Below are 14,313 nucleotides of genomic sequence, written 5' to 3'. Positions count from 1 at the left end.
AAATGATTGCTGTTCCCTTATTTTTTATTGTACAGGAAAGAACTTCATTACGCTTGTTATTACTATAATTTTACCAGTATGAAAAAAACAGTTGGAAAGCTTAACTTTCCCAACTGTTCTGTGTGAGTTCTTTTTTTCTATGAAAATGCTGATAAAGTAAATGCGCCATGAATGCAAATAACAACGGACCAAGCAATAACGTTAAACTTTGCAAAAAATTTCCCTTGGAAAGAGGTTGATAAATTTGAAATGCGATAGCCAAAGCGATACTCATGATCACGCTGTTGCTAATTAGCGTAGCACTGATTTTTGATTGAACTAAAACAGAGAATGGATCAGCTGCTAATTGTTTTTTCTTAAATGCTGGGTAAGCCAAAGCTACTAATAAATAAGGAATTGCTCTTGAAATATTAGTCATCAAAGTCAACTGATTATATAAAAAGACAACATACTGACTCCCCAAGCTAATACCTAAAATAAATAAGCTGATCAATCCACCTTGTGCCAGCAAAGCATAAATCGGCATATCGTGTTTATTTTTTTGCCTAAAAAGGGGATGCCAATAATGTTCTGGTGTACCTTCCACCAACGTTCGAATCGGTAAATAAAAAATCGTCGATAATAAACTGATGTAGGAAAGCAAAAGCGTTAATGCAGTAAAACGAGTAAATAGTTGAGCTAAAAAATGAGATTGTACAGAAGTTAACGATAACGCATGACCGAGGTTATGGCCAAGATTTTCCATCAACTCATACATTAAATTTCCTAAATGAAGTGAATTATTTGCTTTTAAATGAGCTAAATCTATTCCGCCACTCCATAAAAGAATACCGAAAAAGTAGCAACTAACGACTAAGATACTACTGAAAATCAACAATTTTGGAAACAGCTTTTTTTGTTTCCCCGTTTTATCGACTAAACTGGCAATTGTATCTAAACCGCCAAACGCCGTAATCGCAAAAATTAGAAAAGACAGCTGTTCAGTGATTGTTTGTCCTGATGAATCCCCTTCTTGAACTCCTTTGAAACTAGCTGCAAGATTTGGCAGAACATCAGACTGATTGTTAAGCCATAGTAGTAAATTTCCACCAAGACTAAGGATAATCAAAATAGTCATCATAATGCCACTAAAATATAACATAGAAGCAATACCTTTAAATCCTTTACTGACAAAAAATGACATTACAGCTACAGCTGTAATAGATAATAAACCAATAAAAACAGAAGTTGAAATATGGGGAATCAAAGTGTTTTTTTTTGTTAAGTCTTCACCAAAAAGCAAAACAGAGGACGGAATCCAAAGCTTCATAAACAAGCTGGTCATCCAGATAAAATAACTACAGTACCATAAAAAAGCAGCTATAAAGGCAATCTTTTCTGAAAGGTGACCTGCTAGCCATTGATACAATCCACCAATATGGTTTTTATAAACACTAGTAAATTCTGCTATAATAATAGCGTAGGGTATAAAGTAGAATAACGCCGCCACAATAAAATAAGGAAAAGCTTTGATACCCATTAAGAAAAAGGCAGTTGTCATACTGGAAAAAGAAAAAACAGTCATAGTAATGATCATAACTAAACGTTTAGGGCTAAAAGTTGTTGTTGTTTTCATAAAAAATCCTTCTAACTTAAGATGATGTTGGCTTAAGGATAAGAGAACTTTTAGTGGAAAACAAGCTTTTTATTAAAAATTAGGGAATAGGAGTAGTTAAATGACGGATCAATTGCAACAAAAGATCGATCAAATAAAAGAAGAACTCCAAGTCGATTTTATTGCTCTAGCTTTATCTACAGTCGATGAAAGGACAAAAGTACGGGTGATTCGTTGGCAATATGTGGCTGGGAATACCAATCAAAATTATAAGCGTATTCGATTACAAGTTGGAAAAGGGATTGGCGGGATCGTTTGGCGGACAGGTAGAGCTTTTCAAGCAACAAAATTACAAAAACAACCAGAAAAATTAGTGGAACTGCCAATCACAAGAATGGAAAAGCTGGAAACGATCGTAGCTTTTCCAGTAGTTGAAACTGGTGAAGTGAAAGGCGTGTTTTTATTGGGATACAGAAGTGAAACGGACGTCACAGAAGCATTTTTGGCTGTTGCAAAAGACAAAGCAAATGAACTCGTTGTTTATTTATAGGTGAAAAAATGGGAATAAGTATTATAGAAAAACTATTTGAAGAAGCAAAAGATGCACTATTTTTGATTGAAGAAAATAAATGTATCAAACAAAATAAAATGGCTATAACACTCACAAAAGTGTACCCTTTTTCTTTAGAGAAAGTATTGGAGATTGCTAGAGGAGAAGGCTGTAGGTTGCATTCCACTATGGAAAAATGTTTAGATTGTGAGGTCAAAGCGGACTGGGATCAAGCTGCCTTTCCTCTTATTTTACAGAGCGCACAAGGGCAGCAAGAACAATTCAGCGGCAGCTATACTGAAGTAGGTCAACAAGCGTTATTAAGTATTCGACGTGTAGCTGTGCAAGATCGTCTACAACAGGTGATTCAAAACAAACGCTTGATTGAATATGTCAATCAAGCCCATGAAAATGAACGCAAGGCGTTATCTCAAGAACTTCATGATGGATTAGCGCAAAGTATTTATAGTTTGATGTTGGAAACGAGACAGTTAAAGTGGGATGAACAAGCAGAAGGTCTAGAAGCTAAATTACAAAAAATCGATGAAGATTTTGTTGCATTACTTGGTGAAGTAAAGCAACTTGCTGTTGATTTGCGGCCGACAGCTTTGGATGATTTAGGATTGATCCCAGCGATTGAAGCATTATTGCACCGACTAACAGAGACAACAGGCGTAGTTGTACATTTTATTCCGATACTGGAAACGAAACGTTTTCCTGAAAGTGTAGAAACGATCACTTATCGTGTACTGCAGGAAAGTGTGATGAACAGTGTAAAACATGCTGATGTGGATGAATTGTGGGTAACATTGAGCGAACAAGAATCTCAACTGCTTCTTAACGTTCGAGATCACGGTAGAGGTTTTGATTTTGAAGATGTGAATGGTCGGAGTCGGGGATTAGGTCTTTTACATATGCAAGAAAGAGCAGAATCAATCGGTGGTCATTTGGCGATCCAGTCACAAAAGGCTGAAGGAACTACAGTTACATTACGCATACCGAGTCAATGGGAGGTAATAAAATGAACATCATAATAGCAGATGATCATGCAGTAGTTAGAAGCGGTTTACGTTTATTACTGGAAAACCAAAAAGATATTACGGTTGTAGGAGATGCTGCAGATGGCACTGAAGCGTTTTTATTATTAGAAAAATACCAAGTAGATGTGATCTTGATGGATATGCGGATGCCTCCAGGGGAAAATGGCTTACAGACAACGCGTCGTATCAAAGAACATTTTCCAAAAGTAAAGACGATTATTTTAAGTATGCATGACTCAGAAGAATACGTTCGAACCGCATTAGACTATGGCGCAAAAGGCTATATTCTCAAAAGTTCAAAAGATACTGTATTATTGGAAGCGATTCGACAAGTAATAGCAGGTGAAATAGTGATTGATCCATTTTTTGGAGTGTACGATCAAGAACAGTGGGAAAACAAAAAGAACATGGTAGAAAAAGATGCAAAGTATGAACGTCTATCCAAAAGAGAACGGGAAGTATTACCTTTAGTTGCGCTAGGGTATAGTAACAAGGAAATCGCAGAACGCCTGTTTATTTCTGTCAAAACAGTCGAAGTGCATAAATCCCATTTAATGAAAAAATTAGAATTTGAAACATTCAGCGAATTATTGCAATATAGTATGAAACATCAATTAATCGACTTATGAGGTGAGAAAGATGATCGGAATTCTTTATGTATTTCACGGCAGCCAAAAAGCTGAAAAAAACCAAGCAGCTATGGATTTTATTCAACAACTAGAGGGAAAATTTGATTCAAATTATGAGCAAGCAACTGCTTTTTTGGAAAATCATCCAGAGACGATTTCAAGAGTTGCTGAAAAAATGATCAAACAAGGTGTGACGAAAATAGTGATTGTTCCTGTTTTATTATTTGCAGCCAAGCATGCTCTAGAGGATATCCCAGCTGAATTGGAACAGGTAAAAAGTAAACATCCAGAAATCGAGTTTGTACAAACAGAAACGTTTGGCAGCAAAAAAGGTAGCCGGCAAGTTTTACTGGAACGATTCCAAGAAGTCGCTGTTAATCATCCACAAGAACAACTAATCGGTATTTTAGTAGCGCATGGAACGAAAAAAACAGATCAACCGCAACAAACACTAATTGAAATCGCCAACGAAATCCAGCAACAAGTTGGTTTTTCAATTATTCCGACAAGTCTAAAAGGAAAAGAAGATTATCTAGCCGATATCAAAAAGCAACGATCAAAAGAGCAAAAACTAGTCATTGTACCATTCTTTTTATTCGATGGGCATTTAATTACAATCATGAAAAATAAATTAAGTGAAACTTTTCCCACAACGGAATTTATTATCACTCGGACCTTAGAATTTGATTCACGCATCTTAAATGATTTGGAACAAATTGTCCAAGAGGCTGTCACATGTATCCAATAATGCTCGAACTGACAGAAAAAAAAATTGTCATTATCGGTGGCGGGAAAATCGCATTGCGGAAAACGTTAGGGATTTTAAAGGCGAACGGACAAGTAACGCTTGTTGCACCAACCTTTCTGGATGAATTCTATGAACTAAAAAACATAAACTTGATTACAGCAACATACACTGCTGAATATATCCAAGAGGCTCATCTGATTTTTGCCTGTACAGATTCACAAGCAATCAATCAGCAAATCGTCAAAGAAGCTTCAGAACATCAATGGGTCAACGATTGCAGCAAAAAGGAAAATAGTGATTTTTATAATATGAGTACGATTGAGCGACAAGATTATTTAATTGCGTTATCCTCTTATGGGAAAGATCCAGCTTCGGTGAAAGAGAAGAAGAGAGAGTTGACGAATTTGTTGGAGAAAGAAATAGATAATAAATGAACAAGCGGCATTGACTATTAGGTAATTCCCTAATAGTCAATGCCGCTTATTCTTGCTATTCTAAAAAAGACAGAGTATTAACTAAATTGCTCATAATATCACAAAGGGAGTGTACATAAAATGAAACAAAAGCTTGTCTTGATTGGTAATGGTATGGCTGGTGTTCGTACAATCGAAGAAATTTTAGACCGTGATCCTGATCGCTATCAAATTACGATCATCGGTGAAGAACAATACCCCAATTATAATCGCATTATGCTATCTAATGTGTTGCAAAAGAAAATGACCGTTTCGGAAATCATCACCAATCCATTGGAATGGTACGACGAAAATCAAATAGAATTGATCAATCACGATCCAGCAATAAAAATGGATACAGAAAATAAAACAATCATTACAACTTCTGGTAAAGAAGTGACTTATGATAAATGTATCTTAGCGACAGGTTCAAGAGCGTTTATATTACCTATTGAAGGTGCTAAATTAACTGGTGTTGTTGGCTTTAGGACGATTGAAGACACCGAAAACATGCTTGAAGCTGCAAGGAAATATCAAAAAGCAGTGGTTATCGGTGGTGGCTTGCTTGGCTTAGAAGCGGCCAAAGGATTGTTGGATCAAGGGATGGATGTGACCGTTGTCCACCTAGAAAAATGGCTGATGGAAACCCAATTAGATGAAAAAGCGGGAAAAATGCTGCAAGCTGATTTAGAAAAACAAGGGTTGAAATTTTTGATGGAAAAAGCTACTCAAAAAATTCTTGGAGACACGCGTGTGACAGGCTTAGCATTTAGTGATGGCACCACAATTGAATCAGATATAGTTGTTATGTCGATCGGGATTCGTTCAGAAACAACGCTAGCAAGAACAACCGCTATCGAAGTGAACCGTGGCATCGTGGTGAATGACTTCATGGAAACCAATGTTGAAGATGTTTTTGCTGTAGGGGAATGTGCAGAACATAATGGTAATGTTTACGGTTTAGTCGCACCATTGTTTGAGCAAGGAAAGGTTCTAGCTGATGTGCTGACAGACAAAGAAACAAAACCCTATCAAGGCAGTACCACATTTACATCTTTAAAAGTATCTGGATGTGATTTATATTCAGCTGGAAATATTCGAGAACAAGAAGGAATTAACAGTATTGAAGCCTTTGACGGCATCAATTACACGTATAAAAAGATTTTCGTTAGAGACAATCAAGTTGTCGGTGTAGTTCTTTATGGGGACACTAGCGAAGGAAATCGCTATTACAATATCTTGAAAAAAAATGAAAGCATTGAAGAATACACCCCAGTTTCTTTACTCCATATGGTTGGCGAAGAAGCCAGTGCGGATGTGAGTGAGTGGCCAGATGATGAAGTGATTTGCGGTTGTAATGGAATCGATAAAGGGACGATCATGACTGCTATCAGTGAAAAAGATTTGGCCTCAGTTGCAGACGTAACGAAACACACTAAAGCCGGTGGTTCTTGTGGGAAATGTAAATCAGTGATCGGAGATGTTTTAGCGTATGCACTAGGTGGCGAAGTAGTCTGTGCGCCAACAGGAATTTGTGGTTGTACAGATTTAACGAGAGATCAAATCGTCACACAAATCTATGCGAAAAAACTAACATCTTCTGAAGAAGTGTATCGTGAATTAAACTTTACTAATTTAGAAGGTTGTCCAAAATGTAGACCTGCAATTAATTTTTATTTAAATGTAGCGTGGCCTAAAGAACATGAAGATGAAAAAGCATCTCGTTATGTCAACGAGCGTTTATACGCCAATATTCAAAATGATGGAACGTTTTCTGTAATTCCAAGAATGCGTGGCGGGAAAACCAATCCGCAGCAATTACTCTTGATTGCTAAAGTTGCAGAAAAATATGATGTACCAATGGTTAAAGTAACAGGCAGCCAACGAATTGGGTTATACGGTGTCAAAAAAGAGGACTTACCAAAAATCTGGGAAGAGTTAGATATGAAAGCTGCAGGTGCTTATGCCAAAGCAGTTCGTTCTGTAAAAACATGTGTTGGTGCAAATTTCTGTCGTTTTGGCACCCAAGATTCAATGGGACTAGGAATCAAATTAGAACAACGCTACGAATTCATTGATACACCTCATAAATTTAAGATGGGCGTTTCTGCATGTCCAAGAAGCTGTGTGGAAAGCGGTGTGAAAGACTTTGGCATTATTGGTGTAGAAAACGGCTTCCAGATTTATATCGGCGGAAATGGTGGAACGGAAGTCAAAGAAGCAGTTTTACTAACAACAGTTGAAACGGAACAAGAAGTAATCGATATTTGTGGCGCAATGCTGCAGTATTACCGTGAAACAGGAATTTATGCAGAGCGTACAGCGCCATGGATTGAACGTATGGGATTCGAGACTGTAAAAGAAATTTTATTAGATCCAGAAAAACGTCAGGAATTATTAGCGGCTTTAGACGATGCAGTGGCTGGCCGTCGTGGAAATCCATGGGATGAAGTGGTTGAAGACGACAAAACACGCCAAGAACTATACACAATTGGGAGAGTGTAAAGATGGAAAAAATATTTGTTGCACAATTAGATGAACTAGCACCTAGAATGGGGAAGGAAGTCCTGATCAAGGAACAAAAAATCGCTGTTTTCCGTTTGAGTGATGATCGCGTTAAGGCGATTGAAAATATTTGCCCTCATAAGCAAGGTCCATTAGCTGAAGGAACCGTTTCAAGTGAATATGTTTTTTGTCCATTGCATGATTACAAGATTAATCTAAACGATGGGCAGGTACAAGAGCCAGATGAAGGTTGTGTCCGAACCTATGAAACAATTGTCGAAGATGACCTCGTTTATGTCATGGTGTAGTGATGGGGAAAGTCTACTTTGTGGGTGCTGGTTCAGGTGATCCTGAGCTGTTGACGCTTAAAGGGAAAAGAGTATTGGAATCAGCTGATGTGATTATCTATGATCGTTTAGTCCATCCGGTGTTGTTATATTTAGCCAAAGACTCAGCACGGTTTATTTACAGTGGTAAATACCCAAAAAATCATGTATTGAAACAAAAAAATATCAATCAATTATTGTTAGAAGAAGGTCAAAAAGATCAAGTCGTAGTCAGATTAAAAGGTGGCGATCCTGGCATTTTTGGTCGTGTGGGAGAAGAGCTTGTTACGCTTCAACGTGCAGGGATTCGTTATGAAATCGTTCCAGGTGTTACAGCAGCATCAGCTACTAGTAGTTACAGCGGCATTCCGTTAACGCATCGCGAACATAGCAGCAAAGTAACGTTGGCTACAGCTCATCGTCAATCGGGCGAATCAATCGATTTTAAAGGACTGACAGAAAATGGAACGATGTGTTTATATATGGGCGTGGAGCGAGTAGCGAGTACCAAAGAGAAGCTTTTAGAGCAAGGCGTTTCGCCACAATTACCAGCAGCAATCATCGAATGGGGCAGTTTAGGTCGTCAACGAACATTCACCGCAACCATTCAAACGATGGTGGAAGTAATCAAAGAGCAACAAGTCCAAAACCCTGCCCTGATTATTTTAGGAGAAGTCGTTTCTTGTCGGAAAGGTAAGGATTGGTTTGAACAGTTACCCTTATTTGGACATAAAATATTACTACTTGATACAGAAAAAATTGATTTTGAAACAATTCTTTCTTATACGCAACAAGGAGCCGATGTCTATGGGATACAAGTTGGTGAACAACGCGATCAGCGTTTTGATGATGTGCATCAGAGATATTTAAGTGATCATTATTTTGAAGAAGTTGTGTATTTAAATAAAGAATTAGCAACAATATATAACAAACAAAGGGATGTTTTAAATAGACAGTTTATTTAGTTAGTGTGATGGAGGCTAGACTCTCGGAAAAAAGATAAAACTGAAATGTGTCAAAAAGCGCCACAGTTCATTTTTCCTATTTTTCATACGAGCCTAAACGAGCCCGCTACGCTTTTAAATTAAGGAGGAAAAATATGAGTTCACTTCAACCACCGGAAATAGTGGATGTTACAATTGAAAAAGGTGTTCAAAAAGCTCGAGCTAGTTTTTTGACTTTAGCAGTATTGGGATTTTTAGCAGGTGTGTTTATTGCTGTTGCTGGAATTGCGATGATTCGGGCGATGGGGACTATGCCAAAAGAATGGGGATCGCTTGTCAATGTGATTGGTGCAGCTGTTTTTCCATTCGGCTTAATTTGTTTATTATTAGCTGGAGGAGAATTGGTTACGGGCAATATGATGGTTGTTTCTATGGCGTTATTTGCTAGAAAAATTAGTGGAAAAGAATGGGTTAGAAATATTGTGATCGTGACAATTTTTAATTTGATCGGTTCATTATTTGTAGCATACTTTTTTGGTTATTTGAGCGGTGCTTTACAAGGAGATTTTACTGAACGGGCAATTCAAGTGTCTCTTGGAAGAACGAAAGACACATTTTTACAAGGATTTCTTTCAGGTATTGCGTGTAATTTTTTAGTGAGTACGGCTGTATATCTAAATTTTGCAGCAAAAGATTTTATTGGAAAAATCGTTGGCATCTTCCTACCGATCATGGGATTTGTTATTTGCGGGTTTCAGCATGTGGTGGCTAATATGTTCTTGATTCCAATGGGGATTTTGTTAGGTGGGAATACGTGGTCTGCTTTCGGTCAAAATATGATTAGTGTGTACTTAGGAAATATCATTGGTGGTGGATTTTTTGTAGCGGGACTTTATTTCTTAGCTTACAAAGTTGGCACAGGCCAGTTGTCAAAAAAATAAACTCTAGTATGATTAGAAGATAAGAAATGATAAAGGAAGTAAGCAAAATGAAAACCGTTCGTGTCGGTACCAGAAATAGTCCCTTAGCGTTGAAACAAACAATGATCGTTTTGGATTTACTGAAAGAAGTTCATGGTGATTTTCCGGTGGAAATCGTTCCTATGACCACTAAAGGAGATCGACTGCTATCAGTAAGCTTATCAAAAATTGGAGGAAAAGGATTGTTTATCAATGAAGTAGAACAAGCTTTATTGGAACATTCGATTGATTTCGCAGTACATAGCTTAAAAGATATGCCTGCCAAAGTCGCAGATGGATTGACATTGACCGCGATACCTGAGCGAAGTAATCCGAATGATTGTTTGATCTTTAGAAAAGTGACTACTGTAGAGGGGCTACCGATTGGCGCTAGAATTGGAACGAGTAGTTTACGTCGGGAATTTCAAATGAAAAATTTACGTGAAGATCTTCAGGTTGAATCGATTCGTGGCAATGTCGGAACACGTTTGAAGCGAATGGAAGAACAAAAATTAGACGGGATTGTTTTGGCTGTTGCAGGTTTAAAGCGGTTGAATTGGTTTGATGAACCTACACACCCTTATACTATTTTGACAAGTGAGCAATGCATACCTGCCGTGGGACAGGGAGCTTTAGCTGTGGAATGTCGGAGTCAAGACAAGGAAATGAACGATTTTTTAAAACCGATAGATGATTCAACAACAAGAAAATTGGTGATGGAAGAACGTGCTTTTTTGGCGATGTTAAATGGAAACTGTGACATTCCGATTGGCGCATTTGCTTGTCAAAAGCAAGATGGCTACCATTTTTCTGGCTTTTTAGGAGATAAAGAACTGCAACAATCTTATAGTAAAACGGTTATTGTCAAAGAGTTAAAAGATGTTGGAAAAAGCGTTGCACAAGACTTGTTGAACGCAATGAGTGAAGATGAGCTATGAAGAAAATTCTTTTGACACGTTTAATTGAAGATAATTGTGAAGATCGTTTGTATTTTCAGAAAAAGGGGTTTGAAACGATTGAAATTCCGTTGCTTTCGTTAAAAATACGCAAGTTAGAACAAACATTTGAAACAATGCTAGAAAAAAGTGAATGGATATTTTTAACAAGTCAACATGGAGCAGAATTTTTTTTCCAACAAATACTGACAGATCGTCTACAACATACATTGGAATCAAAAAAATTTGCCGTGATTGGAGAAAAAACAGCAAATATTCTTTTGAAAAATAACGTGGAAATCGATTTTCTCTCTCCCAATCCGACAAAAGCAAGCTTATTTAAATCCTGGACAGCATGTGAGTTTCCTCCAACAACTATTTTTTACCCTAAGAGTAACTTGGCTGATAATAATGGAGAAGCTGAATTAGTACAAACTGGTCAGTGCTTGTTAACAACGATTCTTTACGACAATTTTTTTTCGGAGAAGAATAGACAACGATTAAAGCAATACTTATTAGATGAAAAAATAGCAGCCGTTTACCTAGCAAGCCCTTCTTTATGGCGACGTTTTTTATCTGTTTTTATTGAAACTGGATTAAAAAATATACCTGACTTGTATTGTTTAGGTGACACGACTAAACAAGTAATCATTGAAGACGGTTATGAAGTAAGAATCAAAGCAAAAGCATAACTGAGAGAAGCAATTTAGTTTCTTTTAGTTATGCTTTTTTATAGGGGAGAAACTAGTTGACTAGAAAAATAAATCAAGTACAATGAATAGTTCAGAGTATATATTTTTAAATGTTAGCTTGTTTTATGAGTCGTTTCATCTTTTAAATCTAGGAGGTTTTTTTATGAGCAGAGAAGTTATTTTATACATCGCCGCAAGTGTTGACGGTTATATCGCAGAAACAGATGGTAGCATCGATTTTTTAGGCGGTGGTATTGAATTAGTTGAAGAAGACACTAGTTATCAAATGTTGATGGAAAAAATCGATACCGTCGTGATGGGACGCACAACATATGATCAAGTGGTCAATGAATTATCTCCAGAACAATATCCATATGAAGAACAAATGTCTTATATTATTACAAGTCACCCAGACGAAAATTCTGAAAAAGTGATTTATACCAATCAAGAACCTGTGGAATTGATCCAAAAATTAAAAGAAGAAGACGGAGAAGCAATATGGGTAGTTGGTGGTGCTAGTATTATCGCTCCACTTGTAGAAGCAAAATTGATCGACACCTATATCCTTACAACTATACCAACGATTTTAGGAAAAGGAATTCGTTTATTTAATGAATTCAACGGACCAGTGAATCTAAAAGTTGAAGAAGTATACGTGAAAAACAATATGGTCTATACAACGTATACAAATAAATAATAAAAAAATGAGTGTAGATCTGATTTGTAAGATCAATGCTCATTTTTTTAGTTGTAACATAATCAAAAATTATAAGAGTATCTCTTCTCTTTGACAAACAGACATAAAAGAGCTAATATTAATACATAGAACGACTACGTATGTAGTTTTATAGAAGTGTGCCAACACTAGTAAAAAGGAGACTTTTTATGCCAGAAAAGAAAAAATCATTAAATATCACTGATGCAGAATGGGAAGTCATGCGTGTTGCTTGGGCAACCAAAGAAACAACGAGCAAAGAAGTGACGGAAATTCTTAATGAAAAAAAAGAGTGGAAAAGCACCACAGTGAAAACTTTACTAAGCCGTTTAGTTGATAAAGAAATGCTTGGAACAATGCGTAATGGTAATAAGTTTACCTACTTTCCTTTAATAGAAGAAAGAAAAAGTATTGAATCTCTTTCAGAAGAAATGCTAGAAAAAGTCTGTAGTAAAAAAGTCGGAAGAGTTGTGACGTCAATAATCAAAGACAGCCAATTAAGTTTCGATGATATCGATCAACTAGAAACATTGTTGAAAGAAAAACGAAAAACGGCTGTCAAAGTCGTTCCTTGCAACTGTACGCCAGGGCAATGTCAGTGTCATTTAGTTAGGTAAAGCAATAACAATAAAACAATTACAAGGAGTGTTTATCTATGGAAAAAACAGTAACAATCAATGGAATGAAATGTGATGGATGTGTAAATATTGTCAAAGAAAACTTTGAAGCAATTGATGGTGTTCAAACTGCAACGGTGGATCTAGAAAACAAATCTGCATCAGTAACTAGTGATAGAGAAATATCAAAGGATGAGTTGCAAAAATCATTAGCTGAAACGAAATTCACTGTAGCCTAGATAATATGATTTGTTTTGAGAATTCACTTATCTTATCAGAAAAAAATAAAAAAGGAGGAGCATACTGAATGATTTTCAGTTGCTTCCTCTTTTTTGTTATCTAAAGAACGGAGCTTTTGGCTTTTCCTCTTTACGATAAACCATTAAATAGTTCATAAGCAGGACACCGTTGCGATAGTTGATTTTTTGTTCCAATAGCTCAAATCCAAGCGACTCAAAAAACGGCTTAGCTGTGATTGATGAGTATACTGTGATTTCTTTTGCACCAGCTTTAAAGGCATGATCAATCAAATTTTTTGCTAGCATTTTCCCAACGCCATAACCGATCCAATCTTTATCTACATATAAATAATCAAGTTCTCCTGAATCAGAGATATTACCGAATCCAAGGATTTTAGTTCTGTTTTGAGCAACCATTGTGTATGTGGATTCCAATGTTGCATGCCATTTGTCATAATCAGGCGTTAGCTGTACCCATTGTTTAATTTGTTCTTGTGTATAGTCCTTTTTATTGATTGCCTGTACCGTTCCATTAAATAAAGCAACGATGTCTTCTACATCAGATTTTTGATAATTTCTTAAATTGAATACAGTCATTATTTGTTCACTCCTATTCATTAAGAATAGTTTAATCACATAGAAGAGATATGTCAAAGTATAATTGCTGATAACTGTTTTTTAAGTAAAAATATTCTCATTGAGTTACGCAAAGATTAGTTAGCTATGATATTTTTCAAGAAGTTATTTCAGTGTTCTAGAAAAAATCAAAAGATTATACGAGAGATAGTAGCATTAATATCCGTATTTTTACGTGGTTAAAATTAGCGTGAATGATGAGAGAATTATGGGAATAATCATAGTGGTTACTATCGTTAAATCACTTTTAGGTCTTTTTTCTTCAACTTTACAACTATTGAAATAATGTTATAATGTTTTCGGGTGGAGAAATAAAGTAAAGAGTTATGAAAAAGTCAGCCTAAAAAGGAGTATCAACGCTTCAGAGAGAATGATGATTTTAGGAATCGCAAAGGGTTCAAAAAATGTCCTAGCGGCATAAACATTCGATGAGAAACATTTTTTTTAACAAGGGAGTTAAATATTCAAACAATAAATCACAAAACATAAAATCATCTACCTTAAACTCTGATCATGAAGTAAAAAAATTATAAAATAGGAGTGAACCAATCATGTCATTAACACCAAATTATTTAGAAAACCGAATTTGTTTAAACGTTTTAGCCAACTCAGTAGAAAATGCCAAAGACTGTTATGAAGCCGCAGAAGGCCATATTGTACTAGGCGTTCTTTCAAAAAACTATCCAACCGATGAAGCCGCAATCGAAGATATGAAAAAATACGCAGCTGAAA

At 36.3% G+C, this 14,313-nt stretch carries 17 protein-coding genes; 15 read left to right on the top strand and 2 right to left on the bottom strand.

Annotated features, from left to right (window positions below; genetic code table 11):
- Nucleotides 1–100 precede the first annotated feature (100 nt).
- A complete protein-coding gene (locus tag BCR23_RS09735) occupies nt 101–1,615 on the bottom strand; it encodes an amino acid permease (protein WP_069635309.1) in 1,515 nt (504 codons plus the stop codon).
- Between the two features lie 100 nt (nt 1,616–1,715).
- Between BCR23_RS09735 and BCR23_RS09730 the strand changes: the two genes are divergently transcribed.
- The 14 genes from BCR23_RS09730 (at nt 1,716) to BCR23_RS09665 (ending at nt 12,945) form a co-directional block, all read left to right on the top strand.
- Nucleotides 1,716–2,144, top strand: a complete 429-nt coding sequence (locus BCR23_RS09730; protein ID WP_069635308.1) for a GAF domain-containing protein — start codon at nt 1,716–1,718, stop codon at nt 2,142–2,144.
- Between the two features lie 8 nt (nt 2,145–2,152).
- Nucleotides 2,153–3,169, top strand: a complete 1,017-nt coding sequence (locus tag BCR23_RS09725) for a sensor histidine kinase (protein ID WP_069635307.1) — start codon at nt 2,153–2,155, stop codon at nt 3,167–3,169.
- Nucleotides 3,166–3,813: a response regulator transcription factor gene (locus BCR23_RS09720; protein ID WP_069635306.1), complete on the top strand. Its 648-nt coding sequence runs from the start codon at nt 3,166–3,168 to the stop codon at nt 3,811–3,813. Before BCR23_RS09725 ends, BCR23_RS09720 begins: the two co-directional genes overlap by 4 nt.
- Nucleotides 3,814–3,823: 10 nt before the next feature.
- Nucleotides 3,824–4,561 carry a sirohydrochlorin chelatase gene (locus tag BCR23_RS09715; RefSeq protein ID WP_069635305.1) on the top strand — a complete coding sequence of 246 codons (738 nt, stop codon included), beginning with the start codon at nt 3,824–3,826 and terminating at the stop codon, nt 4,559–4,561.
- Nucleotides 4,549–4,995 (top strand): precorrin-2 dehydrogenase/sirohydrochlorin ferrochelatase family protein, encoded by a 447-nt coding sequence (locus tag BCR23_RS09710; RefSeq protein ID WP_069635304.1) that lies wholly within the window; start codon nt 4,549–4,551, stop codon nt 4,993–4,995. Before BCR23_RS09715 ends, BCR23_RS09710 begins: the two co-directional genes overlap by 13 nt.
- Nucleotides 4,996–5,115: 120 nt before the next feature.
- Nucleotides 5,116–7,518 carry a nitrite reductase large subunit NirB gene (gene nirB / locus BCR23_RS09705; RefSeq protein ID WP_069635303.1) on the top strand — a complete coding sequence of 801 codons (2,403 nt, stop codon included), beginning with the start codon at nt 5,116–5,118 and terminating at the stop codon, nt 7,516–7,518.
- A gap of 2 nt (nt 7,519–7,520) precedes the next feature.
- A complete protein-coding gene (gene nirD, locus BCR23_RS09700) occupies nt 7,521–7,826 on the top strand; it encodes a nitrite reductase small subunit NirD (RefSeq protein WP_069635302.1) in 306 nt (101 codons plus the stop codon).
- 2 nt (nt 7,827–7,828) lie between these two features.
- Nucleotides 7,829–8,809: a uroporphyrinogen-III C-methyltransferase gene (cobA, locus tag BCR23_RS09695; protein ID WP_069635301.1), complete on the top strand. Its 981-nt coding sequence runs from the start codon at nt 7,829–7,831 to the stop codon at nt 8,807–8,809.
- A 134-nt stretch (nt 8,810–8,943) separates the two neighbouring features.
- Nucleotides 8,944–9,729 (top strand): formate/nitrite transporter family protein, encoded by a 786-nt coding sequence (locus tag BCR23_RS09690; protein ID WP_069635300.1) that lies wholly within the window; start codon nt 8,944–8,946, stop codon nt 9,727–9,729.
- Between the two features lie 47 nt (nt 9,730–9,776).
- Nucleotides 9,777–10,685 carry a hydroxymethylbilane synthase gene (gene hemC, locus BCR23_RS09685; protein WP_069635299.1) on the top strand — a complete coding sequence of 303 codons (909 nt, stop codon included), beginning with the start codon at nt 9,777–9,779 and terminating at the stop codon, nt 10,683–10,685.
- Nucleotides 10,682–11,374: a uroporphyrinogen-III synthase gene (locus BCR23_RS09680; RefSeq protein ID WP_069635298.1), complete on the top strand. Its 693-nt coding sequence runs from the start codon at nt 10,682–10,684 to the stop codon at nt 11,372–11,374. The genes hemC and BCR23_RS09680 overlap by 4 nt, the downstream gene beginning before the upstream one ends.
- A 163-nt stretch (nt 11,375–11,537) precedes the next feature.
- Nucleotides 11,538–12,071 (top strand): dihydrofolate reductase family protein, encoded by a 534-nt coding sequence (locus BCR23_RS09675; protein WP_069635297.1) that lies wholly within the window; start codon nt 11,538–11,540, stop codon nt 12,069–12,071.
- 188 nt (nt 12,072–12,259) lie between these two features.
- Nucleotides 12,260–12,706 (top strand): CopY/TcrY family copper transport repressor, encoded by a 447-nt coding sequence (locus BCR23_RS09670; RefSeq protein WP_069635296.1) that lies wholly within the window; start codon nt 12,260–12,262, stop codon nt 12,704–12,706.
- A 38-nt stretch (nt 12,707–12,744) separates the two neighbouring features.
- A complete protein-coding gene (locus BCR23_RS09665; RefSeq protein ID WP_069635295.1) occupies nt 12,745–12,945 on the top strand; it encodes a heavy-metal-associated domain-containing protein in 201 nt (66 codons plus the stop codon).
- A 96-nt stretch (nt 12,946–13,041) separates the two neighbouring features.
- Here BCR23_RS09665 and BCR23_RS09660 read toward each other — a convergent pair whose 3' ends face one another.
- On the bottom strand, nt 13,042–13,542 hold the full coding sequence (locus tag BCR23_RS09660; RefSeq protein ID WP_069635294.1) for a GNAT family N-acetyltransferase: 501 nt from the start codon (nt 13,540–13,542) through the stop codon (nt 13,042–13,044).
- A gap of 590 nt (nt 13,543–14,132) precedes the next feature.
- On the opposite strand from BCR23_RS09660, the gene BCR23_RS09655 reads away from it, so the two are divergent.
- Nucleotides 14,133–14,313, top strand: a 181-nt coding sequence (locus tag BCR23_RS09655; protein ID WP_141706686.1) for a KDGP aldolase, incomplete at its 3' end; no start/stop codon positions are given.

This window comes from Enterococcus quebecensis (assembly GCF_001730365.1).
Taxonomy (GTDB): domain Bacteria; phylum Bacillota; class Bacilli; order Lactobacillales; family Enterococcaceae; genus Enterococcus_L; species Enterococcus_L quebecensis.
This window is presented reverse-complemented; position numbering and strand designations above follow the sequence as displayed.

What these genes read in the sequence shown, in the direction of transcription:
- BCR23_RS09735 (WP_069635309.1), bottom strand. Translation starts at nt 1,615, where the DNA reads ATGAAAACAACAACAACTTTTAGCCCTAAACGTTTAGTTATGATCATT.
- BCR23_RS09730 (WP_069635308.1), top strand. Translation starts at nt 1,716, where the DNA reads ATGACGGATCAATTGCAACAAAAGATCGATCAAATAAAAGAAGAACTC.
- BCR23_RS09725 (WP_069635307.1), top strand. Translation starts at nt 2,153, where the DNA reads ATGGGAATAAGTATTATAGAAAAACTATTTGAAGAAGCAAAAGATGCA.
- BCR23_RS09720 (WP_069635306.1), top strand. Translation starts at nt 3,166, where the DNA reads ATGAACATCATAATAGCAGATGATCATGCAGTAGTTAGAAGCGGTTTA.
- BCR23_RS09715 (WP_069635305.1), top strand. Translation starts at nt 3,824, where the DNA reads ATGATCGGAATTCTTTATGTATTTCACGGCAGCCAAAAAGCTGAAAAA.
- BCR23_RS09710 (WP_069635304.1), top strand. Translation starts at nt 4,549, where the DNA reads ATGTATCCAATAATGCTCGAACTGACAGAAAAAAAAATTGTCATTATC.
- nirB (WP_069635303.1), top strand. Translation starts at nt 5,116, where the DNA reads ATGAAACAAAAGCTTGTCTTGATTGGTAATGGTATGGCTGGTGTTCGT.
- nirD (WP_069635302.1), top strand. Translation starts at nt 7,521, where the DNA reads ATGGAAAAAATATTTGTTGCACAATTAGATGAACTAGCACCTAGAATG.
- cobA (WP_069635301.1), top strand. Translation starts at nt 7,829, where the DNA reads ATGGGGAAAGTCTACTTTGTGGGTGCTGGTTCAGGTGATCCTGAGCTG.
- BCR23_RS09690 (WP_069635300.1), top strand. Translation starts at nt 8,944, where the DNA reads ATGAGTTCACTTCAACCACCGGAAATAGTGGATGTTACAATTGAAAAA.
- hemC (WP_069635299.1), top strand. Translation starts at nt 9,777, where the DNA reads ATGAAAACCGTTCGTGTCGGTACCAGAAATAGTCCCTTAGCGTTGAAA.
- BCR23_RS09680 (WP_069635298.1), top strand. Translation starts at nt 10,682, where the DNA reads ATGAAGAAAATTCTTTTGACACGTTTAATTGAAGATAATTGTGAAGAT.
- BCR23_RS09675 (WP_069635297.1), top strand. Translation starts at nt 11,538, where the DNA reads ATGAGCAGAGAAGTTATTTTATACATCGCCGCAAGTGTTGACGGTTAT.
- BCR23_RS09670 (WP_069635296.1), top strand. Translation starts at nt 12,260, where the DNA reads ATGCCAGAAAAGAAAAAATCATTAAATATCACTGATGCAGAATGGGAA.
- BCR23_RS09665 (WP_069635295.1), top strand. Translation starts at nt 12,745, where the DNA reads ATGGAAAAAACAGTAACAATCAATGGAATGAAATGTGATGGATGTGTA.
- BCR23_RS09660 (WP_069635294.1), bottom strand. Translation starts at nt 13,542, where the DNA reads ATGACTGTATTCAATTTAAGAAATTATCAAAAATCTGATGTAGAAGAC.